The sequence below is a fragment of the Brachyspira sp. genome, from assembly GCF_029258575.1.
Taxonomy (GTDB): domain Bacteria; phylum Spirochaetota; class Brachyspiria; order Brachyspirales; family Brachyspiraceae; genus Brachyspira.
Map to the genome: position 1 here is coordinate 32,886 of NZ_JARHYI010000017.1, position 25,814 is coordinate 58,699.

The following is a 25,814-nucleotide window of genomic DNA, read 5'->3' on the forward strand; positions in this document are numbered from 1 at the left end:
TATTAATAAGCCTTTCTTAGTCAACAGATACACCTGCAAAGAATATCCATTACTTGAGCTATTGCATAATTAATTTTTATTAAAAATCAATATAATATAAATACAAATAATGTCAATAGTATATAAAATATTTTTATGATTTTTTTCTTTTTTTGTTCAGGTATAAATATCAATCAGAAAATTCTGCTATCACTTTGCATCTTAAGCCAGTCATCTCATCATCATCAAACCAATTTGTATATATGATAAAATCTTTATTATTATTTAATTTATTTAAATTGCATAGATTTTCTATAACATAAATTCCATTTTTCTCACATAGCCTATCAGCTTGTTCATGCTCATTATGATTTTTTATTCCAGCATTATCAATACCTATAAATCTTATTTTTTTGATATTAAATTATTTATTAATTCATTGGAAATCTCTGTAGTATAATCATTAAAATATTCTTGACTTCCATAAGTATATTTTTCAATTTGAGCCGTATAAATAAAACAAAGTCATTTTCTTTTATTAAAGACAAATTAAAGACAAATCAATATTATTTATATTAACTTCTTTTATATTTCTTACATCAAATACTATTCCTTTGCTTTTAAAATATTCTAATGGTATAGAAATTTTTTCATAAGTATACAAATGAGTACCTACATGACCCATTGCAATATGTTTATTATTTTGATATTCTACCCATTTCATCACTTCGCTATTTCCAGATATATAATAAGTTAAATCTAAAAGCATATAAACTCCAAATTTTTTATAAATGTTTATATATTTTTATAATTTAAATAAAAGTCATTAATAATTATATTCCAAACCAATTTCAAATACATTTTCTAAAATCTCATCATTATTGAAAGGAGTATAATAATTAAAAGTAAAACTAAAATTATTATAATTGATGAGGAGTTTAGTATTTAAATCCATTTTATAATTAGGCGAATGAGAAAAATAAGTTATTATATTAAATAAATTGTTGAGGAAAGATAAATAAAGTCCTATAGAATAAAATGAATGGCTATCCTCATAAAAATATTCTACATAAGGACTTAATATAAAATCATAATTATAAATAAAAGTATAATTAATTCCCAAAAGGCTTTTTATATCATTAAGGCTTTTTCCTAAATTATTGCTACTTACAATATTATAAGTAACATTTCCATAAAGTTTAAAGCCTATATCAAATATATAAGAAGTTTCAAAACCAAGCATTAAATTATTTTTCTTTTTCAAATCATAAGTATACTTGGCAATTCCCATTAAGCCCAAATGTGATGAAGAATATTTAAGATAATACCAAGAACTATAATACTCAGGTTCTTTTAATAAATCTATTGATTTTGTGTCCATAATAAAACCTATAGAATGAGTAATATTTCTCTGATAAAAATTAAGCTCTGTATTGTATAATGCCTCATAATCATTATAAAGTACACTTTCGCCTACAAACATATACTGCCTGTTAAAACCTTCTCCGAAATGGAATTTTCTCTTCCCTATATAAAAACCTAAAATTTCATTTATATAATTAAATTGTATTTCATCAAATGTAAAAGAAAAATAAGCTTTATTATCATTTTGTTTTATTAGACTGCCGTTATCATAAATAAGATCTCTATTATCTTTGGTGTATATTCTAATTGCAGGCTTGAATGAAAAATAATAATTCGGATTAATATATTCAAAGCCCAAATAAAAATAGGCATCATTACTTAATATTGAATTTGCTATATATTGTGTTTCTTTTAAATCTACATAACTAAAATTATTTTTTATACCAAACTTAGGGTTTATATCTGCAAATGCCATAGATGATACAGCAAACATTAGAAAAGTTAAATATATTTTTAATCTGTTACACACGATATATCACTAATCTTTAAATAAACTGAAAAGAGTTTTCATATTTTCGCTTCTGAAATATGAGCTTGATGAACTTGAAGGCTCTGCTTTTTCTATACGACATATTGTACTTGTATTGGTATTTATTATCAAATTATAAAATTCCATATTATCAAAATAATCTGCATTATTATTTTTTTTATACACTGCTTTTTTTAATGCCTTTCCTCTATTATCAAAAAAATCTATAGTGTAGCCTTCATTATTTTTCTTAAGTGATGCTTTTGCATATGGTACGCTTCTATTTTTTTTAGTTAAATTAATTTCTTCATTGCTGATTTCTTTTTCTATTTTATAATCATCAATAAAATTTATAGACATCAAATCATTCATATTGGCGGCACCTGTTACAACATAATTACCCGCTATTTTTAAAGGCGAAACCTGATTTCTTGACAGTATAAAAAAACCTTGTTTATTAGCTAGAAAAAGAGTATTATTGTTTTTTAAATACATTAATTTATAATCTTTTCCTATTATCATATCAAATTTATTAACAGTTTTTTTACCTTCTTTTATATCAGTAAATGTACCTGAAAGTTTATAATTTTTTCCGTTAATATTATATATTTTAATAAAATCATCAAATATATTTTGAGCATGCAAATTAAAAGTAAAAATACTTATTATGAATAAAATCTTTATTAATCTTTTATACATATTTAATCACCTCTATTATAGGCATCTTTATAACTTTTATTATAGGATAAATACCAGCAAGTATAGATACTGATAATACCCATATAAATATTAAAACAGTATCTTTTAATGTTAGTAATAAACTTAAAGGATATCCATCTGTAGCACCGGGGAATTTAATTGTAAAACCTATAGTATTAAGTACAGAAGAAGCCCCATAAGAAATAATTATTGAAATAATAGAACTCAGTACTGCCATTATAATTATTTCCAAAAATAAGAGTAAAGTAACATTTTTTATATTTATACCCAAAGCTCTCATAGTACCAAATTCATTCAAACGCTCTAAAAAGTTTGTAGTAAGCATTTGCATAACTGAAACAAATACTAATATACTTAATATAAATAATGCTATCAAATAATTATTGGTATTCATATCAATTACAGATAATAAAAATTCATTTAAATCCTTCCAGTCTTTAGCTTCATAAGGCAATTTTTCCGAATTAAAATATTCATTAAGAGAATTTTTTATCTCCGATGCTTTTTGATAATCTTTTAAATATACAAGCAAATTATGAGCATTGCCATACTCAAATGAAAATACCTCATAAACAGAATTAAGAGGACAGTAAATAGTAATAGCATCAGCAGAACTATTATTTAAAGACATTGAACCTACCGCCATTAAAGAACCCAAACTTATTCCCTCTCCGAAATCTGTCATCAAATTCAAATAAGGCGTATCATCATAATTAATATTAAAAAACTCTCCCAAATCCTTTCCTAAAATCATAGTATCAATATCATCATCAAATATAGGAGTACCTGCCTTTAAAGAAACTGATGACATTATTTTTGAAGGTTTCTCATAGGCATATCCCGAAAAGAATTTACTTTTATTTTCATTTCCAACAAGTCCGTTTATATCAAGTTTCTTCTGATAATCATTAACTTCATTTATGGTATCAAGTTGTTTATAAATTATTTCAAAATCATTGCTATTAAGCATATTGATTTTTTCGCTTTGTTTATCCCAATATGATTTATCGGCTATAACAATAGAGCCTCCGCTAGCATTAATACTTGTAATGATTCCTTCTCTAGAAAAATTATTATATCCGCTTATCATCATAAGAGATACAAAAGACACTATAATAAGTATCATATTTAAAATTGTTCTGGTTTTATTATACCAAAGATTATCCCAAGCTAATTTTATTATATTCATTTATCTATCCATTAATTAAAATTTTTAATTATTTATGCAATATATCTAATATCCTTACCTGTCATATCTTTAAATATATTTTTATTAAAAGTCTGTCTATAATTATAAAAGTCTATATCTATATGCCTTTAGTTATTTATATAAAAATATTTTTTCTTTTTATAAAAGTTATATGAGAAAATTTTTCTTCTCTGATATAGTTGGCATTAAAATTTATCAAGTTATCATGAAAAATATTATTAATATATTTAAATACTTCTTCTGTTGTATGGAATTTAGCAAGATAACGACATTCAAGTAATGAAGAAGCAGCTATTATTGAAAATATAGAAATAACGATTTTCATATTAAACCTTATTATAGTTTCCCTTCTTTCATGATATATTTTGTATCAGCATAATCTTTTATCAAATCATCATGCGAAATAAAAAATCCTATACCGTTTCTTTTTTTTATAGTGTTTCTTATATACTCATAAATAAATTTACTAGTGTCAGTATCCAAATTTGAATTAATCTCATCGCCGAATATATAAGGAGACTCGTTTACCAATGCTCTAGCTATAGCAACTCTCTGTTTCTGTCCTCCTGAAAGCTGTTCTGGTTTTTTATTTTTTAAATTATCTATTTTTAAATTTTCTAATATTTCATTAACCTTTTTATTTATACAAGAAGTACCTTCATTCAAAAATTTAAGAGGCAAGGCAACATTATCAAATACGCTTTGAGTTTTTAAAAGTTCAAGCGACTGTAAAATAAGTCCTATTTTTGACAGTCTGAAATTACTTCTATCTTTATCATTTAATTTTGAAACCTCATTATCATTCCAATAAACAGAACCTGAAGTTGGAATATCTATACTAGATAAAATATGAAGTAATGTACTTTTTCCAGCCCCTGAAACTCCAGCCACCCAAACAATTTCGCCGTCTTTTATTTCTAAACTTATATTCTTATTTGCTTCTATAATATAATCTTTAGTTTTATATATTTTTGATATGTTTTTACATTTTATCATAATTAAAAATCAGCACCCTCCGCACTTAAAAATCCGTCCTTACCCTTATCATAAGAACTCTTTAATAAATATCCATAAAAACCTTTAGGATACATTTTAAAAGCTTCGTCTAATTCTCTAAAAGCCTTATCCGTTTCATTTACTTTCATATATGCCATAGACCTATAAATATATGCTCTGTAAATCATATAATCAGGCAAATTGCTTGTATCTTTCAATGATGTTATTATAGAATAAAATGCCCTGCTATTATAAAATCCTAAAGTAGCTATCTGCCACATTCCATATACCTGTTTTGCTTTTATATTATTTTTATCTTTTAATAATGACAAACGCGAATAATTGTACATATCAACTATTATACTGTAAGGGTATTTGCCGTTAAAAAAAGCAAGAGAAGTAATGGAGTTTGCAAAATTAGCATAAGCGGCATAAATATCTGAAGAGCCTTTTTTAAAAACTTTATCTTTCTTGATACTATTATATATATCTATTAAAGTTATATAATCTTCTTCAAAACTTCCGCTTGCAATAGAGATATTAGCCCAAAGAGTATAGCATTCTATACTCAAATACATTTTCTCTTCTTCGTTTAAATTGCTGTTTTTTACTCTATTTAAAATATCTTTAGCTTCGCTCACTCTTACAAGTCTTGAGCCTGAATGATATTCATTATTTTTATTATCTATCTCTTTTAATATAGCAGCAGCATCACTTGGAATCTCTCCGTATAATCTGCATAAAAAGAAAACGTTAATAAAAATCAAAACAATCATTCTAAACATTTTAATTTCCTTATATTTATTCAACTTTTTCCACAATACTTTCAATGACTTAATACTATAGTACAACAACTTGCTAAAAAAGTATTTTTTACTTTATAATTTTTTATTGTTCTTTTTCCCGATAACTTCGTCAAAGAGCCATACGAAGTACTTATACGGAGAAAGTGCAAATATTACAACTTTATATAATCACAATATATCAGTATATTTAATAATTCTTAAATATATTAATTAAACATTCCTTTTCCTTTAGAATTCATATCAATAATATTCTTTATAAAAGCTCCTTCTGGAAATATATCTTTAGCCATTTTCATATACTTATCATAATTAGCTTTATCATTATTTTTGAAATAAGTCTGAGAAGTCCATAAATAAACTATATGCTTTTGCCATTTCTCTTTAGCATTGCTTTCAGCCTTTTTTAATATTGGAATTGCTTTATCAATACCGCCTCCCACAAATTCAGGACTGTATGCTGTAAGTATAGCTTTACCCAATAGCGAAGGAAAATGATTAGCATTAATTTTCAAAGCATTATCATATATTTCTCCTGCCTTCCCTGAAAATTTTACAACATCATTAAATGAAGAATAATTAATAACTCCGCTCATAACATCAGCAACAGAAGCCATATAATCAGCATCTTTATCTGATAATAAAGGAGTATTCTTTTTGATATTATCATTTAATAATTTATAAGCCTCTCTTTTACTTCTAGGATTCATATATATATCCATAAGTAAAATAATATTCTCATAAGTCTGCTTTTCTATCTTTCCATAATTGCTATTTTTTACTTTTTCTATAGCAGCATTTAAATCACCTTCTTTATTGCTATTAGCCATATAATACAAGTTATAAAGTTCATTAAAATCTCTACTATATGAAAAAGCTGAAAAAGTCAAAACAAAAGATAAAAATAAAACTGTAAAAATCTTTTTCATCATATTAAATCCTCCTTAAAGCAAAGTACAATAAAAACTACCTATTAACATTGATAACATTATTAACTTTATTCAAATTATTTATATCAGAAAAAAACGGTTTATCTTTTATCTTAATATAAATAAAATAAGAAACAATCACAGATATGAAAGTAAATATTATAGAAATAGTATAATGAATAAGCCTATAAATTATAATATCATAATTAATGGATATATTATTTACCATCAAGCTAAAAAAGAATAATGAAAAATTGAATGCATTTACAATAAATTTAATAAATACAATTATATAAGCAGTTATTAAAGCCATATTTATATTAAAATTAATGCCTTTGTTTTTTATATATTTTTTCACAAAATAAATAGTTAAGCAAGTTAATATAATACCAACTATATTGATAATAGTAACAAAAGCATTTTGAATTATCATATAGAGCAAATTTCCTTGCATATGATTCAAAATATAAAATATTCTTATAAAATCAATAAATGTAAGAAATATATGATATAAAACACAAATAGCTATAGAATAAATAGGAGAATATAAAAATGCAGGAATTATAAAAAACACATTAAATATAGCAGTACAAGCTGATGCAATTATATTTAATACTTTAAAATCAAAAGGTATTAAATAAAATGGCAAACTCAATGCCGTATAGAATACTAGGCATAAAAAAGAAAATATAATTCTATTTTGAATATTTCCCATAAATAATATACTCCCAAACATTAAAATACTATAGTGCTTATTATCAAGTTCATAATCAAACTTTTATTATTATCAACACCGAAAGTTAATTGTAAAGGTGTTGTACCGTAAAGATTGTATCCTATTCCGCCTCCTACTACATACAATAAATTACCCTTATCAATACTACTTTCAAAATATTTACCATATCCTACATTTCCAAAAGCGACTAAGTATATATCATTAAAACCAGAAGGAAGGAATCTCATAAAAAATTTATATTCAAGATGAATAAATGTTAGAAAGTCCATATTTTTAAGATGAGCCTCCAAATTTGATAAAGGCATCATCATAAGAGAGTATAAATATTTAAACCCAATAGAATATTTCTTCTTACTTTTATCAAAATAGGCACTGTATCCTATATAAGGCATTATTCCTAATTCTCCCCAATGATGAAAGAATGAATAAGGTATACTAGCCGATATATTATAAGAATACTGCTTTTCATTAGGTATAATACTAACACCTACACCAGTATTGAATTTTAATTTATTAATTCCGTCATCAACAAATGTAGAATTTAAACCAATACTTTGATTAATCTTGAATATAGAATTTAATCTAAAAACTTCTCTCTCAGAAGAAAGTATTTTACCTATATTCATACCATAAGAAATAGATACATTATCAAAAGAATAGCCCAATTTTATTTGACCGTAATATTCTAAATCTTTATAATTAAATGTAGAAAATGGAGGGGTTATTCCCTGCTTATAATTTAAATCCAAAAAAAATCTTCTATATCTGTACTCCATTCCAATATTAGCAAACATTCCAAATGATGATTCAGAACCATAATCAAAACTTATTCCAATGCGAGGTGCATATATAAAATGCAAATTCTTCTTATAAGCATGTCCCAAATCAATGGAAAAAGGAAATCCAAAATAATTATAACTATAATGAAAACCAGATTGTACAAAATCATTCTGGGCAAAAAGGAAACTTGATAATATGAAAAAAATTAATAATATTTTATTTACATATGAATAATTTTTTATATTTTTAACTTTCTCTTTAATTTGTTCTCTAATTTTTTGAGTCTTAGGGTATTTATTTTTTAATTCATTGAAAAAATCATCTATCATAATATTTTTCTATAAACGGTTTCTATTTAATATTAATGAGTTTATATATTTTTTTATTTTTCCTGCAAAAAATTCTACTGTATTAATATCTATTCTAATTTTTATTACCACAATAATTTTATAATTAAAAGTAAAGTAAATGTGTAAATTTGTCAATACATATTTTAATATTTTAATTTCTAATATTTTCTATATCAAAAACTTCTCCGCTTTCAAAGTTTCTTACTTTTTCTTTTTCTGTAACAGTAATAAAAACCTGTCCCAAAGTTTTAATATATTCAAGTATATTATCTCTTCTACTATTATCAAGTTCAAGCATAGCATCATCAATAAGAAGAATAGGGGATTTTTTTCTATATTCTGATAGTATTTTCTCACTTGCAAGCTTCATTATTAGAGTGAACATTCTTTTCTCTCCTTGAGATGAAAATTTACGGGATAATGAATCTTTATAAAAAAACTGATATTCGGCTCTATGTATTCCAAAATAAGTTGTACGCATTTTCATCTGTTCTTGTAAAGTGTTTTCTAATTTTTTTATATATTCATTTTCATTTGCGATGTCTTCTATTGTAGATTGATAATTTATAGAGTATGGATTTTCATTATTGAAGATGCTCTTATATATTTCATTCATTTTTTCTTCTAAAATTTTTGAATACTTTTTATTTTCTGATGCTATATATAGAGATAATTTTGCTATATCATTATTATAAATATATGCTTCATTTGGTTTTGTATTTATGCAAATATTTCTCATTTTCAATAGCTTATTATATTTTATTAATACTGATAAATATTCTGCTGATATTGTTGATATTAGCATATTAAAATAATCGCGTCTTAATTTTGGTTCTGCTATTACTAAATCAGTATCATTTGGAAGAAATATAACATAAAGTATTCTTCCTATTAAATCTTTTCTTGATGAAATTTCTTTTTTATCTATTAATACTTTTTTTATTTTTTTTTGATATGCTATTTCTATATTGGTATCATAGTTCATACCATCTTCTCTGAAAACTCCTCTTAAAAAATAATTATCATTTCCATTTTGTACAAGTTCTCTGTCCAATCTTGTTCTAAAAGAGATTCCATTTCCAAGCATATATATGGCTTCAAGTATATTAGTTTTTCCGCTGCCATTATGTCCGTAAAGTACATTAATTTTATCCGAAAAATTGAATATATTTTCATTGTAGTTTCTAAAAGAACGTATTGTAAGTTCTCTGAGTATCATTTATGTATGACCTTTTTCATTTTATTAGTGAAAAATATTATATATTAAAATAATAAAAATAGTACTACTTTTTGGGTATATATTATTTTATCATTTAATTATTAAATTTTTATTAAATTGATTATGTTTTCATTTTAAACTATTGCTATTTAATAAAATAATATTTATTATATATAAAAATTTTCTATACCGCATATAAATGGTAAAAGCAATATGTATAATAATGAATTGATATATAATGAATTAATTGACAGATTTATAAAAAGCGAAGAATATTCAAATTTTGATATAAAAAATACAAAGAGCATAACAGGACTTAAAGGTGGAAGTGATGCATTATTTTTTGCATCTGTATTTAAAGAGAATAGTATATTAATAGTTAAAGAGAATGAAAGTGATGCTATGCTTCTTAGTCAGTCTTTAAATTTTTATAATATACCAAATTATTATTTCCCAGATTATGATACAGTACCATTTACAAAAATGTCTCCTATTACTGATATAGCACAGGATAGGATCAATATTCTTTATAAATTAATCAATAAAGAAAAATGTATAATAATAACAACTATTAATGCCATCACTAGAAAAATAGTATGTAGAAACGATTTAGATAAACTACTAGTACATTTGAATGTAGGCGATAAATTGGAGTTAGATAATTTTAGACTTACATTATACGATTTGGGATATGTTATAGAGAGGGAAGTTGCTGAGAAAGGCACTGCTTCTGTAAGAGGAAGTATCATAGATGTATTTTCTGTAGAATATGATAATCCTATTAGAATAGAGATGTTTGATGATGAGATTGAGAGTATAAGACTTTTCAATATAGAAGATGGAAGATCTTTTAAGAATGTAAATGATATTATTATTTATCCAGTGAGGGAAGTTGTTTATAGTGATAATCAAGTTGAAGATTTTATAAACAATAATTTAAATATAAATGATGAGTTAAGAGATAATATAATTAAAAGAAAATATTTTGCTGGAAGTGAAAATTTACTTCCTATGTTTTATTCTAATTTAGAAACTATATTTGATTATTTTGATTATGGTTATATATTTATAGATGATGCTTTGAAATTAAAAAGTAAATTGATAAATATTTTAGACATTATAAGAGAAAATTTTAATGATATAGATAATATATTTGATATGATAGGCGATATTGATAGTCTTTATATTGATAATAATTATTTTGCTGAAATTATAAAAAAATCTATTAATATATCTCCTTTTATAACTGATACCGATATACATAAATTCAATTTTTCAGAAGGCTTATCTTTTAAATCAAGATTAACCGATTTTTTAGATTATGTAAAAGAATATAGAGAAAAAGATTATTTAATTATTCTCTCTACAGGTCATTATGATCAGGCTAATAGATTCTATGAGATAATGAAGGATTTATCTCCTATAATAATAGCACCAGAATCGGAAAATAAAAAAAATGAAGAATATAAAAAAGATAATTTACAAAATGATACAAATAATTTAAATGATTCAAAAGAAGTTGTTAAAGAATTTATTATCAAAGATATTGATGCAGAGCCTGAAATAAAAAAAGACTATTCAAAGAATGAAAATAATTTTTATATAATTACAACACAGGCTTCTTCAGGTTTCATAAAGGATAATATCAAAACAATATTTTTGGCAGATTGGGAAGTATTTGGAAGAAAGAGAAAAAAGGTTCGTAAAATACCTAAAGTTAATAAGAATTTGATAGAAACATTTGTAGATTTGAATGTAGGAGATTATGCTGTTCATGTTAATTATGGTATAGGAAGATATTTGGGGCTTACTAGAAAACTTTCTAATGGTAAAGAAAAAGATTATATAACATTAGAATATGCCAAAGGGGATAAACTTTATATACCTGTAGAGCAGATGAATTTTGTACAGAAGTATATATCAGGGCATGGCGAAGCTCCTAAATTAACATTACTTGGTGGAAGTGCTTGGGATAAAATAAAGAGCAAGGCTAGAGAAGATGCATTGGCTACTGCCAGAGAATTAATAAAACTTTATGCTATAAGATCTAATATAAGAGGAAATGTTTATGGAGCGGATACTCAATGGCAAGATGACTTTGAGGCTTCTTTTAATTATGAAGAAACAGTTGATCAATTAAGGGCTATCAATGATATAAAAGAGGATATGGAAAGTGGTAAAATGATGGATAGGCTTATATGCGGTGATGTCGGTTTCGGTAAAACTGAAGTGGCATTCAGAGCTGTATTTAAAGCTATAATGGCTGGCAAGCAATGTGCTATACTATGTCCTACAACTATATTATCTCAGCAGCATTATAATAATGCCAAAAAGAGATTCGAAGATTTTCCTATAAGAATAGAAGTTTTGAATAGATTTGTAACTAGCAAGCAGGCTAAAAGAAATAAAGAATTATTAAAAATGGGTTCATGCGATTTGATAGTAGGTACTCATATGCTTTTATCTAAAGATATAGAGTTTAAAAATTTAGGTCTTATAGTTATAGATGAGGAACAGAGATTCGGAGTAAAACATAAAGAGGCTTTGAAAAAATTAAGATTGGAAACAGATGTATTAACTCTTTCAGCTACTCCTATTCCTAGAACTTTGAATATGGCTTTAACAGGAATAAGAGATATAAGTATAATAGAAACTCCTCCATTAAATAGAATACCAGTAAAAACTTTTGTTGCAGAGTTCAGTGAAGATACTGTTGTTAATGCCATAGATAGAGAATTAAAGAGGGAAGGACAAGTATTTTATTTATATAATAGAATAGATACAATAGAATCATTCGCCCTTATGATAAAAAAACTTTGTCCTAAAGCTCGTATATGCGTAGCACATGGAAGAATGACAGGCAATCAATTAGAAAAGATAATGGCTGATTTTATTAATCATAAATATGATATTTTAGTTTCAACTACTATAATAGAAAATGGAATAGATATACCTAATGCTAATACTATATTAATAGATAATGCAAATAAATTAGGTTTATCAGAACTTTATCAGCTTAGAGGTAGGGTAGGAAGAAGCGACAGAGAAGCCTATGCCTATATGTTTTATCCTAGCGATTTGGCACTTACAGAGGTGGCTTATAAAAGGCTTGAAGCTATTTCAGAACATACCGATTTGGGAGCAGGTTTTAAAATAGCTATGCGTGATTTGGAGATAAGAGGAGCTGGAAATATTTTGGGTAAAGAGCAGTCTGGAATGATATATCAGGTTGGTTATGAATTATATACTCAAATGCTTGAAGAGGCTACCAATGAATATAAGGGTGAAATAAAAGAAGTTACATTCGATACTGTTATAGATTTGAAGCATAATTTATTTATTCCAGATTCTTATATAACGGATTCAAAAGAAAAAATATCAGCTTATAAACTTATAATGCGTTCTCAAAGCGATGAAGATATTGATTATGCAAGAGATTTTATGATAGATAAATATGGAAAGCTACCTAAAGAATTAGAAGATATTTTTGATGTAGCAAGACTTAAAGTAATATTAAAAAGGGTAAGAATATTATCCGTAATAGAAGGACAGTATAATATATATGTTAAGCTTGATAAATATTCTAAAATAGATACTGATAAGGTTATCAATTTAATAAATACTTCTAACTCTGGAGTGTACTTCGATAAAGATAATCTTAATCAATTAATAATTCCTGTTGTATATGAAAAAGAAAATTGTTTGGATTGGAAGCTTGATAAAATAAAAAATATTATATTAGAAATAGAAGGAGAAGGTACTGCATATTTTAATTCAAAAGATAATCAGCAAGAGGATAAAAAAGATAAAGAAAATAATAAAATGAGTATAGCCGAAGCTAATTTAAAAAATAATAAAAATACTAGAAAAAGAACATTCTCAAAAAAAGTGCCTAAATTAATAAAGTTAAATAAAAATAAATAATTATTAATAATTTAATTATTGTATCTATATTATGTTGTTATACAAATAGTACATAATATAGATTTTTTTGTATTTTTTGATTAAAAATAATTATTTTTGATTGATTTTGATTGATTTTGATTGATTTATAATATGTTTTTTATATAATTATTAATATAGAGAACATATTAAAAATAAAGGAATTATAAAAGTGCTGAAAATAAGCAGATATGAATTAATTCTTGAAGTTATAAAAGAGAAGAAAAATATCAAAATAGAAGAGTTAATAGAAAGATTAAATGTATCAGAGGCTACAATCAGAAGAGATTTAACATTTCTTGAGAAAGCAGGAAAGATAAGAAGAGTTCATGGTGGTGCTATACTTATAGATAATCAGGAAGAGAGCTTAATTTATAAAAAAGAAATATATTCAGAAGAAAAGGAAAAAATAGGAAAATTTGCAGCTTCTCTAGTTGATAGCGGTAGTATCATATATTTAGATGCAGGAACAAGCGTATTTGCTATGATTAAATATTTATCTGGTATAGAAAATATAAAAGCAGTAACCAACGGATTAAGTCATATAGAAGAACTTTATAATAAAAAAATAGAAACCTACTTAATAGGCGGAAAAATGAAAATGCTTACAGGAGCTTTAGTAGGAGCGAATGCTGTTTTATCTATAAAAAATTTCAATTTTGATTTCGCCTTTATGGGAGCAAATGGTATAGATATTGATGGATATTCTACGCCAGACAGTGAAGAAGCTTTAATAAAAAATGCTGCTGCTTCTAAAGCTGATAAAACTTATTTTTTATGCGATGAATCTAAATTGCAGAAAAAGAGTTTGATTAATTTTTATAATTTAGATGAGTCATATTTAATAACAAATGCAAAGGAAATAGATATAAATATAAAAAATAAATTGAAAGGTTTATATATTGTTAATCAATAAAGTGAGGAATGACTTATGGTATATACTTTAACATTAAATCCAGCTATAGATTACTATATAGATATGAATAATTTTGAAGAGGGAGAATTGAATAAAGTTAATAATGCTTATACATTGGCGGGAGGCAAGGGAATAAATGTTTCTAAAGTTTTAAAAAAATTTCATATTGAATCTTTGGCATTAGGCTTTTGCGGAGGTTTTACAGGAGATTATATAAAAAAGCATCTTAAAGAATATTCAATTAAAGAAAATTTCATTTATTTAAAAGATGATACTAGAATAAATATAAAATTAAAAACTTCTAAAACAGAAAGTGAAATAGCAGGAAAATCTCCGAATATTTCAAAAGAAAATATAGATGAATTATTAAGTTTTATAAAAAATAATGTTAAAGAAAATGATATATTGGTATTATCAGGAAGTGTTCCCAATTCTGTTGAAAGTACAATATATAGGGATATCATATTAACAGCTAATAAAAATATAAGAGTAATTTTAGATTCAAGAGATAAAGCATTCAAGATAGGTTTAAGAGAAGGAGTATTTCTAACAAAGCCTAATAAAAAAGAATTAGGAGAATATTTTAATATTAAAATAGAAACAGAGAAAGATATTATAAAGTATGCATGCGAATTAATAAAAGAGGGCAGTGAAAATGTGATAGTATCTTTAGGTAAGGAAGGCTCTATACTTGTAACAAAAGATGAAATTTATAAAGGCAATGCTCCAGAGGGAAAATTGATAAGTTCTGTAGGGGCAGGTGATTCTATGATTGCTGGTATGGTTTATGGTATTAGTAAAAATCTTAGTATTACTGAATCATATAAATATGCTATAGCAAGCGGAAGTTCTACTGCATGTTCTGAAGGTTTAACTGACTTTGAAAATATGAATAAATTTTTATTAAAAACTGAAATAACAAAAATTAATTAATCTTATTAGTTGGAGGTACAAAATGCTGAAAGATGTTATAGCTTTAGATTGCATCAATATAGATCTAAAGGGAAAAACAAAGTCTGAAATTATAGATGAAATGATTGATATTCTCTATAATAACGGTAAATTAAATGACAAAGAAGAGTTTAAAAAGGAGATATTGAAAAGAGAATCTCAAAGTTCAACAGGTATGGAAGATGGTATAGCAATACCTCATGGTAAAACTAATGCCGTAAAAATTCCTACTATTGCAATAGGTATTTCAAAGAAAGGTGTAGATTATGAATCATTAGATGGTAAGCCTTCTCATTTATTTTTTATGATAGCAGCTCCTGAAAATTCTAATGATGCTCATATAGAATTATTATCGAAAATAACAACATTACTTCTTGAAGATGATATTAGAGAGTCAGTTTTAAGTGCAAAAACTAAAGAAGAAGTATTTAATATATTGATAAAAAATGCTGAAAAAGATAATGAAAATTCATCATTAAATCAGCAAAGAAGTATAAATAATAATTCATATCAAGTACTAGCAGTAACAGCATGTCCTACAGGAATAGCTCATACTTATATGGCAGCAGATGCTTTAATTAAAAAAGCTAAAGAATTAAATATAACTATAAAAGTAGAAACTAATGGTTCAAGTGGAGTAAAAAATGAACTTACAAAAGATGAGATAAAAAATGCAAAAGCTATAATAGTAGCAGCAGATAAAAATGTAGCTATGGAAAGATTTGCAGGAAAGAATGTTGATATAGTAGGAGTAAAAGAAGCTATAAAAGATCCAGAAAGATTGATAAATAATGCTGTAAATCAAACGGCTCCTATATATCATAGCAATTATGATGATAATCAAACTTCAAATAAATTGGCAAGAAAATCAAAAACAGGAATATATAAACATTTGATGTCTGGTGTATCTAATATGCTTCCTTTTGTTGTAGGTGGAGGTATATTGATAGCATTTTCATTTATGTTTGGTATTAAGGCAAGTAATCCAGATGATCCTTCATACAACTTTTTTGCTAAACTTTTAAGCGATATAGGAGGAGCTAATGCCTTCTTTTTGATGGTCCCTGTAATGGCAGCATTTATTGGTATGAGTATCGCTGACAGACCTGGATTTGCTCCTTCTATGGTTGGAGGATTAATATCATTGAATAGTGGTGGCGGATTTTTGGGCGGATTAATAGGAGGATTTTTAGGAGGGTATATAGTTCTTTTATTAAAAAAGATATTTAGTAAATTACCTGAAAGTTTGGAGGGAATTAAACCTGTTTTATTATATCCTTTATTTGGTATATTCATTACTGGTGCTATTATGTATTTGTTTATAGTTGAGCCTATAGCCGCTATAAATGCAGGACTTTCAAATTTTCTAAAAAATTTAGGTACAGGAAATTTAATACTTCTAGGTGCTTTACTTGGTGCTATGATGTCTACAGATATGGGAGGACCTATTAATAAAGCTGCTTTCACATTTGGAATAGCAATGATATCATCAGGACAATATGCTCCTCATGCTGCCGTTATGGCTGGAGGTATGGTTCCACCTTTGGGTATAGCATTAGCTACTACAATATTTAAAAATAAATTTACTTCAGATGAAAAAGATGCTGGAAAAACTTGCTATATTATGGGACTTTCATTCATTACAGAAGGTGCAATACCATTTGCTGCATCCGATCCCATAAGAGTCATTCCTTCATGTATAATAGGAGCTGCAGTTTCAGGTGCTTTATCTATGGCTTTTCATATAGAACTTAGAGCCCCTCATGGTGGTATATTCGTTCTTCCTATAGTTAATAATCCTATAATGTATTTACTTGCTATAGTAATAGGTTCTTTGATTACAGCTTTTATCCTTGGATTTATTAAAAAACCTTTAAATGATTAAGCATATATCTTATAAAAAAGGCTGGTAAAATAACCAGCCTATCTTTTTATTAAAAATTTAACTATTCTAAATAACAGTGATGAAATTTGTGAAATCCTAAAGAATCATAGTAAACATCTTTAAGTTTTGGAGATACAAGCAAAGGTTCTGTATAATAGTATATAGGTATTATAGCCTCTTCTTTCATAAGTAATTCTTCTGCTTTATGCATAGTCTCCATTCTAAATTTTTGATCTCCTGAAAGCATAACCTCATTAATCATATCATCATAAGCTTTATTACTGTAAACACTATAATTATTAGGAGAATAACTTATACATAAAGTCATAAAGTTTATAGGATCATCGAAATCTCCGTTCCATCCTCCTCTAGCCATAGTGATATTTCTGTCATATCTTGTCTGTAAAAATACAGCCCATTCCTCTTGAGTTAAAGTTACATCAATACCAAGATTTTCTTTCCACATCTGCTGAATAGCTTCAAATATTTTTACATGTATTCCTGGATCAGCTTTGAATTCCATAACAGGGAAACCTTCACCATTAGGGTATCCAGCTTCAGCCATTAATCTTTTAGCTTCTTCAACATTTTTATTATATCCCTCTTTGCTTATATCTATATATTCTCCGCCATTTTCTCTGAAATCACCTTCATAATCTGATATACCATAAGGTACTAATGCACCTGCAGGTTTTTCTCCTCCCATTGTTACTTGTTCTACTATATAATTTCTATCTATAGCAAGGGATAATGCTCTTCTTACTCTTATATCTTTTAATATATTATTAGTTAAATTCAAACAATAATAATATGATGATATTCTAGGCTTAATTACTATAAGTCCTTCATTTTGTAATGTTTTTATATCCTGTCTTGGGAAAGATCTTGCAAAATGTAAAGACCCAGCTTTAACACCAGCTACAGAAGCAGTTTCATTTTCCATAAGAACGAATGTAATTTTATCAGGTACTATTGTATCTACATTCCAATAATTAGTATTTTTTACCATTACTAAGCTTTGATCTCTATTTCTTTCTATAAGTTTGAAAGCTCCGTTTCCTATATAACTATCAGCATTCAAAGTCCATTTATTTCCATACTGTTCTATAATATCCTTTCTTAAAGGGTAAAAAGTAGGAAAACTTAAAAGCTCTAAAAAATATGCAGTAGGTGCTTCCAATTGCACTTCCAAAGTATAATCATCTATCGCTTTTATTCCTAAACTTTCTTTAGGCATACTTCCTGCAGTTATTGCTTTAGCATTTTTGACAGGTTCATGCTGATATCCGTACTGACTTCCAGTATTAGGATCTACAACTCTCTGCCAAGAGTATACAAAGTCATTAGCTGTAACAGGCATTCCGTCTGTCCATTTAGCATTCGTTCTAAGCTTAAAAGTATATGTAAGTCCGTCATCACTTATTTCCCAACTTTCAGCTACTCCTGCTGTTAATTTACCATTCATATCCTTTTCTACTAAACCTTCAAATGCATGTGTCAAATAAAATACTGCATCTGAAGTAACATTGATACTAGGATCTATAGTATTTGGTTCTGGTCCTGTATTGATAAATATAGATATTCCATCTTCTGATGATTTTTTATTGGAGCAGGATATCATAAATAATACAGATATTATAAATAGAGTAAATATTTTTTTTATCATTTTTGTACTCCTAATTTATTAATAATATATTGTATATCAGTCTTCTAAATAAGCTTTATAGAAATTATGCTGTCCCATAGAATCATACTGAACTCCTTTTAATTTCGGAGATATCAATATAGGTTCGCTTGCAAAGTATATTGGTATTATTGGCATATCAGTCATCAATAATTCTTCAGCTTTATGCATAGTCATCATTCTATGAGATGTATCTGTAATTAATGTTGCCGTTTTTATAAGGTCATCATATCTTTTATTACTGTATAAACTATTATTATTTGGAGATGAACTCAAAAATACAGAAAGGAAATTTATAGGATCATTAAAATCTCCATTCCAGTTGTCGCTTGCAATATCAAAATTTTTAGCGAATCTTTCAGAAGATAGATCTGCAGATTCTAATTCTTCTATTTCAACGTTAATTCCCAAATTTTCTTTCCACATTTTTCTAATGGCTTCAAATATATTTCTGTTTCTTCCATGAGTAGTTTTGAAAGTTATAACAGGAAAACCATTACCGTTTGGATATCCTGCAAGCATCATAAGTCTTTGTGCCTTTTTAACATCATTCTTATAATTTCCCTCACTTATATCTATATAGTTGCCTCCGTTCTCCCTAAAACCTCCAAAGAAACCATATATCCCATACGGAACAAATGCAGCTGCAGGTTTTTCTCCAGCTCTTGTGATGTTTTCAACTATATAATTTCTATCTATTGAAAGTGATAAGGCTCTTCTTACATTTATATCAGATAATGCTTTGTTTGTTGTATTAATAAAATAAAAATATGTTGATATTACAGGAACATCATGTATATATCCCAAATCTTTTAATTCTTTTATATCTTCTATTGGAAAATGTCTGGAAAAATGTAAAACACCTTTTTTTACAGCATTCAAAGAATATAGAGAATCATTTTTTAATATGAATTCTAATCTGCTTGGTATAATTTCATTACTATTCCAATAATATGTATTTTTTTCCATAATAATAAAATTATCCAATTTCCTATCAACAATTTTAAATGGACCATTTCCAATAAAAGTTTCAGGTTTTTCAGTCCAATTATTTTCATTTAATTTTATTATATCATTTCTCAAAGGATAAAAAGTAGGAGAAGTTAAAATCTCCAAGAAATATGTTGAAGGCACATCTAAAACAATTTCTAAAGTATAATCATCTATAGCTTCAATTCCCAAATATTTTGATTCTATCTCTCCTTTGTTAATTTCTTTAGAATTTTTTATTATACTGTATTGATAAGCGAATTTACTTTTGGTTTTAGGATCAAATAATCTTCTAAAAGAATAAACAAAATCTTTAGCCAATACAGGATTTCCATCAGACCAATATGCATTATCTCTAAGATTAAATGTATATACAAGACCGTCGCTGCTTACATTCCAACTTTTTGCAACAGCAGGTATTATTTTTCCGTCTTTATCTTTACTTACTAATCCTTCAAATATATGATTTAAATATATTAATGTATCTGAAGTAACATTTATACTAGGATCCATAATATGAGGCTCTTCTCCTATATTAATTTGCAATGAATAATATTTGTTTGAATGATTATAATTGCTTATACTATTTTCCATCTTTGAACAGGATATTATTGCATATATTAATATAATTAACAGTATAAAATATTTTTTGAGCATTCTATTTATCCATAAATGATATTTTATTATATTGTGAGTATATAGTTTATAACATATAATGTCAAATGCTATTTTTATGTTATTATTTTATAAGTTTGAAATACCTTATTATTTTTTTATTTATAAATAAAAAATTTTAATTGACACTTAATTTCGTTAATTTTTTGAAATATATTGTGAATAATGTTATTGTAGTACATACGGCAAAAAAATCTGCTATAGGCTCTGCTAATAATACAGCCATAACTTTATTTTTCATAAATAAAGGAAGTATGAATATAAGAGGTATTAGTAGTATTATTTTTCTTAATATAGCTAAAAATGCAGATATTTTAGCATTTCCCAAAGCTACAAATGTTTGCTGACATGCGGTCTGTGCCCCAAATATTAATGAACTTGCCATATATATTTTTAAAGCCCAAATAGAATAATATATAAGTTCTTCATTGCTTGTGAATATTCTTACAAAAAGATATGGAAAAAATTCTGATATTATCCACATTAAAGTAGAAAAAGATAAACTGCTTATCAAAAGTATTTTAAATGCATATTTTACTCTATCAATATTATTAGCTCCGTAATTATAGCTTATTATAGGTTGAGCTCCCTGAGTAAGTCCAATTATAGGAAGAAAAGAAAATTGCATAATACTGCTTAATATAGTCATAGCACCCACAGCCAAATCTCCGCCGTATTTTAATAGAGATTTATTAAATGATATGAATAAAATACTTTCTGTAAATTGCATTATAAATGGTGAAAAACCTAAAGCTAAACATGGAATTATTATTTTAGGGGATATTTTTAAATACTTTAATTTTAATTTTAAAATACTCCTTTTTGAAGTCATAAAGTATAATATCCATATACAAGATACAGCCTGTGATATAATAGTAGCAAGTGCAGCACCTCTTACATCCATATTGAATACAAATATAAATATAGGATCCAATATTATATTAATAACTGCTCCTATCAAAACAGTAAGCATACTTGTTGTCGCTTTTCCCTGTGCCGTTATAAAAGCATTAAGCCCCAAAGCTAATTGAACAAATATCGTGCCTATTGAATATATTCTTAAATATCTCATTGCATATGTAATGGTATTTTCACTTGCACCAAAAAACATAAGAAAGGGTTTGGCAAATAAAATCAGTATTACTGTTAATACCAAAGAAATAATTATTAATGTCATGGTACAGTTTCCAACTATTTCTTCTGCCTTATTATAATCCTGCTTTCCCATCATAATAGAAGCACGAGGAGAGCCTCCCATACTTATAAGATAGGCAAATGCTGATACCGCCATTATAACAGGCATAGTTACACCTACACCTGTTAAAGCAGTAGCACCTATATCTTGAATATGTCCTATATACATTCTATCAACTACATTATATAGAACATTTATTATTTGTGCAGCTATAGCAGGAAGTGCTAATTGAAATAGTAATTTTCCCACAGGCTTATTTGCAAGCTCATTTGATTTTAACACTGATTGATCATTCATATTTCACTGCTTATAATTTTTAATGCCTTTATTATAAAAAATAAATATTATTATATCAATAAGAAAATAAATTTTTTGAAAAAATGTTATGGATTTTTTAAAAACAATATTTATTATTTTTATCTATTTTATAATTTTTTATCATCATCAAATAAATCTTATATAGTAATAAAATTAGAATTTATATCTTTAAGCTATATTATTTTCAAATTAGTATTTTTAGTAAGTTCTTTGAATTTATCTCCGTCAATCAATATACTATGATTTTTGAGAAACTGCATAAAGATGTTATTATTTTATTTTCGCGTATAGCATCATTTTCTCTACTAACTGCATCTTTATTAGTTAATATGGGATTAATATTTCTAAAATTTTTTATTGTTAAAATACCTTTGAAAATCTTCTGATTTCCAAAAAATGAGTATCTGATAAGTTCATTGTGATAGTGTCTATTTTCATTCCTTATTCAAGAATGACAATACCTTTTTTCCAAGCCTCTCTGAAACTTTCTTTGAGATTTTGTTTCGCTTCTTTACTTAATTTCTGCGGATGTGAAATTATTGGTACTTTTTTAACCACATTAGAAAAAAGTCTAAAGCAAAATTGTCTTGATAAAGTCCTGTAGTTATTTGCTTATGCATCATAGATATTGGACTGTATCCTATTTTTATTATTTTTATGCTCGCCTACGCTAAATAATATGCAGTAAATAAATTTAGAACCTGCTTCGACTCGCTTTGTTTATTATCTTAGTGCTGTCAAAATCATTAAAAAAATATGAAGCTATTTTATTTTTTAATCCTCTTCTCTTAAACTGCCTGAATATATCATTTATCAATTCCTATAGATTTTAATACTACTTTTTTAGAAAATAATCCTACGCTTAAATTATTATCTTCAGCATATTTCTTTAATAAATTGTTTTCATCTTCATTTATTCTGAAAAATATAACATAGGTTTTATCTTTTCCTTCTTTCTTTTTTCTTCCTACTCCTGCTCTAGCACAGCCCCATTTTTTTCTTCAGACATTTTTAACCTCGTTTTTTTAGAATATTCAAAATGATTACTGTTATTAAAAGCATGCAGGTAATAATATTTAGTATAAATGTTAATGTCTGTATATTCATATTATTTGCTCTCCTTTTTATTTTTGCCGAACATCTGAATTACAACTATTAAAAAAAGCACGCTTCTTAAAAGTTCAAGCCAAGTATTTAAATTTTCTATATTCATCTTGACAGCTCCTTTATTTTTGATTATTATATTACCTATAGAAGCCATGGCTGGAGTTTAGCCGACTTAACAGCTAATAATCTTATTTCTGATTATTAATTAATGTTATAATATTGCCAACTAATTATAAATTGCTGTTAGAAACTCTAAGGCTTCCGTAAGCAACTCCTTTAATTAGGATAACTTTATTATATCATAATTTGTTTTTATGTTAATAGTTTTCAAGTATGTTCTGTAAAAAGTTATAAACATTTATATTTTTTATATATTATATGTATACCTATGAAGAATATATAAATAAAGAACTGCCTGTTTGTCAAGTTGCTTTTTTATCTGTAAAAATACATTTGGACGATATAGAAAAATCTAACGCCAAAGGTGGACTTCATCAAAATAATGATTATCCTTTTATTTTAATGAAGATGAAGATAAATGCCCTATAATGTTTATACAATCTTTAGTACATACAAAAGGAGAATTGACAAATCATAATATCATACTAGAGCCTTGGGAACAGTTTATAATAGCAAGCATATTCGGATGGAGGAGAAAGGACAATAATTTAAGAAGATTTAAAAAGGCTTATGTTCAGGTAAGCAGGAAAAATGGAAAAACTACTTTTTCATCTGGAATTGGTAATTATTGTTTTTTCTGCATATAAATATTCTTTTTTATTTATATAATTCTGATTTTGGTTTAAAAATGTCTTGTCTTATGCATAAGATAAGACTATTCAAATTAAATACATAATAATAAAGTTTTAAACAAATTGCAACTACATATTAAATATATTGTTTTTTTATTATTTAAGATTTTTTGAATAATCTTGTGAATGGAAGTTCAAAATCTTTATTATTTAATATTTCTTCAATTGTTAATATTTGTACTTTAGGATATTCTGTATTAAATATATTATACTGCAGTTTAAAATATCCTGCTCTTCTTGCTTCATTGAACATATCTTGTGTAGGTTTAGCATAACAAATAAAGCCTGCCATATCAGCTTTGTTATTTTCCATAGTACCTATTAAATCTCTAATCATACTTACTGTTACAGTTTTACTGCTTTTGACAGAAATAATCATTTTTCCTAATGTTTTTTTATCATCTTTATAGAAATATATAGAGCCGTCTATTCCTCCATCTCCGCTTTTTTTAGAAGATGCAAATCCTTTTACTCTTTCTATAGCCCAATACTGAAACTGATAGCGTCCTTCATTTTTGCTTGTATCTTCTTTATGTATCAATTCTTTAACCTGCTCCATAGTAACAGGTATTCCGTCTATAGTGTAGTCTTTGCCTTTCATTATTACAAGCGGATAATTATCTTTTAATCTTTGTTCTATTAAAGAACCTGAAAGCATGCATATATCAATACCTATCCATTTGCGGTTAAGTTGCTGGGCAGCATCTAATGTAGTACCACATCCACAGAAAGGATCCATCACAATATCCCCTTTTTTAGTTACAGCCTTTATTATTCTTTCTAATAATTCAGTTGGCTTCTGTGTAGGATATCCCATACGCTCTTTAGACATAGCATTAATAATGGGTATTTCCCATACATCACGCATACGCATAGTTTCTTTTATATATTGTTTATAAACTTTTCCGTCTTTATGTTTAATTTCTTTATATTTTCCATTTTCATCTTCTTTATTATATTTGGATTTTGAAAAATCGCTAATAGGTTCAGACGCTGCTTCGGCATCAAAATAATATAATTTGTTGTTCTTTGAATAGAAAAATATAACATCATGTTTTCTTTTAAAAAATCTTTTAGACTGACTTGTACCTTGATAGCTCCATATGATCTCATTGATAAAATTTTTATATCCGAATATACCGTCCAAAATTATTTTTATATAATGGCTGGCAGTAGGGTCGCAGTGTAAAAACAATGAGCCTGTATCTTTTAATTTATATCTCATTACTCTTAATCTTCTAGCCATAAATACCAAATAAGCAAGTATTTTAGGATTTTGATATTTTAATACTTTTACCCAAGCATTCCAAAAATCTGCAAACTCTTTATTATTATCTTCTGTTTCAAGCTCATTTGCAAATTCTTTAATTTCATCAAGCTTATCTTCTGTAAGTTCCCAAGCATCGCAGAATGCTATAGCACCTTCAGGTACAGGCTGCCCCGTATTAGTTGTATATATCATATTATAATTTCTGTTGGAATTAAAAGGCGGATCTAAATATATTAAATCTATGGAATTATTAGGGATTTTATTATTCATTACATCAAGATTATCCCCATAGAAAAGTTTATTTACATAACTCTGATTTTTATTTAAAGTGTTGCTTGTTGCTTGTTGCTTGTTGCTTGTTGCTTGTTGCTTGTTGCTTGTTGCTTGTTGCTTGTTGCTTGTTGCTTGTTGCTTGTTGCTTGTTGCTTGTTGCTTGTTGCTTGTTGCTTGTTG

19 protein-coding genes and 2 pseudogenes are annotated in these 25,814 nt (G+C 26.4%); 5 read left to right on the forward strand and 16 right to left on the reverse strand.

Annotated features, from left to right (window positions below; all coding sequences use genetic code 11):
- Positions 1 to 517 precede the first annotated feature (517 nt).
- From Q1J76_RS01265 to recF, 11 genes are all read right to left on the reverse strand, one after another.
- Positions 518 to 748, reverse strand: coding sequence for a hypothetical protein (locus tag Q1J76_RS01265; RefSeq protein ID WP_300365587.1), 231 nt, complete (start codon positions 746 to 748; stop codon positions 518 to 520).
- A 57-nt stretch (positions 749 to 805) separates the two neighbouring features.
- Positions 806 to 1,837 carry a hypothetical protein gene (locus Q1J76_RS01270; protein ID WP_300365654.1) on the reverse strand — a complete coding sequence of 344 codons (1,032 nt, stop codon included), beginning with the start codon at positions 1,835 to 1,837 and terminating at the stop codon, positions 806 to 808.
- 45 nt (positions 1,838 to 1,882) lie between these two features.
- Positions 1,883 to 2,572 (reverse strand): hypothetical protein, encoded by a 690-nt coding sequence (locus tag Q1J76_RS01275; RefSeq protein WP_300365590.1) that lies wholly within the window; start codon positions 2,570 to 2,572, stop codon positions 1,883 to 1,885.
- Complete coding sequence (locus Q1J76_RS01280) at positions 2,565 to 3,782, reverse strand: ABC transporter permease (protein WP_300365593.1); 1,218 nt, start codon at positions 3,780 to 3,782, stop codon at positions 2,565 to 2,567. The genes Q1J76_RS01275 and Q1J76_RS01280 overlap by 8 nt, the downstream gene beginning before the upstream one ends.
- Positions 3,783 to 3,918: 136 nt before the next feature.
- The gene (locus tag Q1J76_RS01285) at positions 3,919 to 4,128 is read right to left on the reverse strand and encodes a hypothetical protein (RefSeq protein ID WP_300365596.1); all 210 of its coding nucleotides are present in this window, start codon (positions 4,126 to 4,128) and stop codon (positions 3,919 to 3,921) included.
- Positions 4,129 to 4,139: 11 nt separating this feature from the next.
- Complete coding sequence (locus Q1J76_RS01290; RefSeq protein ID WP_300365599.1) at positions 4,140 to 4,799, reverse strand: ABC transporter ATP-binding protein; 660 nt, start codon at positions 4,797 to 4,799, stop codon at positions 4,140 to 4,142.
- Between the two features lie 2 nt (positions 4,800 to 4,801).
- The gene (locus tag Q1J76_RS01295) at positions 4,802 to 5,584 is read right to left on the reverse strand and encodes a hypothetical protein (protein ID WP_300365602.1); all 783 of its coding nucleotides are present in this window, start codon (positions 5,582 to 5,584) and stop codon (positions 4,802 to 4,804) included.
- 227 nt (positions 5,585 to 5,811) lie between these two features.
- A complete protein-coding gene (locus Q1J76_RS01300; RefSeq protein ID WP_300365605.1) occupies positions 5,812 to 6,534 on the reverse strand; it encodes a hypothetical protein in 723 nt (240 codons plus the stop codon).
- Positions 6,535 to 6,568: 34 nt separating this feature from the next.
- Positions 6,569 to 7,246: an NADH:ubiquinone oxidoreductase gene (locus Q1J76_RS01305; protein ID WP_300365607.1), complete on the reverse strand. Its 678-nt coding sequence runs from the start codon at positions 7,244 to 7,246 to the stop codon at positions 6,569 to 6,571.
- Between the two features lie 20 nt (positions 7,247 to 7,266).
- Complete coding sequence (locus Q1J76_RS01310; protein WP_367182048.1) at positions 7,267 to 8,262, reverse strand: hypothetical protein; 996 nt, start codon at positions 8,260 to 8,262, stop codon at positions 7,267 to 7,269.
- Positions 8,263 to 8,548: 286 nt separating this feature from the next.
- Positions 8,549 to 9,616, reverse strand: coding sequence for a DNA replication/repair protein RecF (gene recF, locus Q1J76_RS01315; RefSeq protein ID WP_300365613.1), 1,068 nt, complete (start codon positions 9,614 to 9,616; stop codon positions 8,549 to 8,551).
- 213 nt (positions 9,617 to 9,829) lie between these two features.
- On the opposite strand from recF, the gene mfd reads away from it, so the two are divergent.
- The 4 genes from mfd to Q1J76_RS01335 all read left to right on the forward strand — a co-directional run bounded on the left by mfd (position 9,830) and on the right by Q1J76_RS01335 (position 17,310).
- Entirely contained in the window at positions 9,830 to 13,540 is a 3,711-nt protein-coding gene (mfd, locus tag Q1J76_RS01320; protein WP_300365617.1) for a transcription-repair coupling factor, read from the forward strand.
- Between the two features lie 190 nt (positions 13,541 to 13,730).
- A complete protein-coding gene (locus tag Q1J76_RS01325; protein WP_300365620.1) occupies positions 13,731 to 14,474 on the forward strand; it encodes a DeoR/GlpR family DNA-binding transcription regulator in 744 nt (247 codons plus the stop codon).
- A gap of 15 nt (positions 14,475 to 14,489) precedes the next feature.
- Complete coding sequence (pfkB, locus tag Q1J76_RS01330) at positions 14,490 to 15,407, forward strand: 1-phosphofructokinase (protein WP_300365623.1); 918 nt, start codon at positions 14,490 to 14,492, stop codon at positions 15,405 to 15,407.
- 22 nt (positions 15,408 to 15,429) lie between these two features.
- Complete coding sequence (locus tag Q1J76_RS01335; RefSeq protein ID WP_300365626.1) at positions 15,430 to 17,310, forward strand: PTS fructose transporter subunit IIABC; 1,881 nt, start codon at positions 15,430 to 15,432, stop codon at positions 17,308 to 17,310.
- Between the two features lie 61 nt (positions 17,311 to 17,371).
- Here the strand turns inward: Q1J76_RS01335 and Q1J76_RS01340 are convergent, their stop codons facing one another.
- The 4 genes and pseudogenes from Q1J76_RS01340 to Q1J76_RS01355 form a co-directional block, all read right to left on the reverse strand.
- On the reverse strand, positions 17,372 to 18,976 hold the full coding sequence (locus Q1J76_RS01340) for a peptide ABC transporter substrate-binding protein (RefSeq protein ID WP_300365629.1): 1,605 nt from the start codon (positions 18,974 to 18,976) through the stop codon (positions 17,372 to 17,374).
- A gap of 36 nt (positions 18,977 to 19,012) precedes the next feature.
- Entirely contained in the window at positions 19,013 to 20,641 is a 1,629-nt protein-coding gene (locus Q1J76_RS01345) for a peptide ABC transporter substrate-binding protein (protein ID WP_300365632.1), read from the reverse strand.
- 136 nt (positions 20,642 to 20,777) lie between these two features.
- Positions 20,778 to 22,151 carry an MATE family efflux transporter gene (locus Q1J76_RS01350; RefSeq protein WP_300365635.1) on the reverse strand — a complete coding sequence of 458 codons (1,374 nt, stop codon included), beginning with the start codon at positions 22,149 to 22,151 and terminating at the stop codon, positions 20,778 to 20,780.
- 393 nt (positions 22,152 to 22,544) lie between these two features.
- Positions 22,545 to 22,816: pseudogene (locus Q1J76_RS01355) on the reverse strand (phage portal protein); the annotation flags it as partial.
- A gap of 841 nt (positions 22,817 to 23,657) precedes the next feature.
- Here Q1J76_RS01355 and Q1J76_RS12450 point away from each other — a divergent pair.
- A pseudogene (locus Q1J76_RS12450) lies at positions 23,658 to 24,040 on the forward strand (terminase large subunit domain-containing protein); the annotation flags it as partial.
- A gap of 151 nt (positions 24,041 to 24,191) precedes the next feature.
- On the opposite strand, the gene Q1J76_RS01370 reads toward Q1J76_RS12450, so the two are convergent.
- Positions 24,192 to 25,814 (reverse strand): DNA methyltransferase (locus tag Q1J76_RS01370; protein WP_300365644.1); only part of this gene is annotated, 1,623 nt, incomplete at its 5' end.

Coding starts and splice junctions, on each gene's coding strand:
- Q1J76_RS01265 (WP_300365587.1), bottom strand. CDS start 748: ATGCTTTTAGATTTAACTTATTATATATCTGGAAATAGCGAAGTGATG.
- Q1J76_RS01270 (WP_300365654.1), bottom strand. CDS start 1,837: ATGTTTGCTGTATCATCTATGGCATTTGCAGATATAAACCCTAAGTTT.
- Q1J76_RS01275 (WP_300365590.1), bottom strand. CDS start 2,572: ATGTATAAAAGATTAATAAAGATTTTATTCATAATAAGTATTTTTACT.
- Q1J76_RS01280 (WP_300365593.1), bottom strand. CDS start 3,782: ATGAATATAATAAAATTAGCTTGGGATAATCTTTGGTATAATAAAACC.
- Q1J76_RS01285 (WP_300365596.1), bottom strand. CDS start 4,128: ATGAAAATCGTTATTTCTATATTTTCAATAATAGCTGCTTCTTCATTA.
- Q1J76_RS01290 (WP_300365599.1), bottom strand. CDS start 4,799: ATGATAAAATGTAAAAACATATCAAAAATATATAAAACTAAAGATTAT.
- Q1J76_RS01295 (WP_300365602.1), bottom strand. CDS start 5,584: ATGTTTAGAATGATTGTTTTGATTTTTATTAACGTTTTCTTTTTATGC.
- Q1J76_RS01300 (WP_300365605.1), bottom strand. CDS start 6,534: ATGATGAAAAAGATTTTTACAGTTTTATTTTTATCTTTTGTTTTGACT.
- Q1J76_RS01305 (WP_300365607.1), bottom strand. CDS start 7,246: ATGGGAAATATTCAAAATAGAATTATATTTTCTTTTTTATGCCTAGTA.
- recF (WP_300365613.1), bottom strand. CDS start 9,616: ATGATACTCAGAGAACTTACAATACGTTCTTTTAGAAACTACAATGAA.
- mfd (WP_300365617.1), top strand. CDS start 9,830: ATGTATAATAATGAATTGATATATAATGAATTAATTGACAGATTTATA.
- pfkB (WP_300365623.1), top strand. CDS start 14,490: ATGGTATATACTTTAACATTAAATCCAGCTATAGATTACTATATAGAT.
- Q1J76_RS01335 (WP_300365626.1), top strand. CDS start 15,430: ATGCTGAAAGATGTTATAGCTTTAGATTGCATCAATATAGATCTAAAG.
- Q1J76_RS01340 (WP_300365629.1), bottom strand. CDS start 18,976: ATGATAAAAAAAATATTTACTCTATTTATAATATCTGTATTATTTATG.
- Q1J76_RS01345 (WP_300365632.1), bottom strand. CDS start 20,641: ATGCTCAAAAAATATTTTATACTGTTAATTATATTAATATATGCAATA.
- Q1J76_RS01350 (WP_300365635.1), bottom strand. CDS start 22,151: ATGAATGATCAATCAGTGTTAAAATCAAATGAGCTTGCAAATAAGCCT.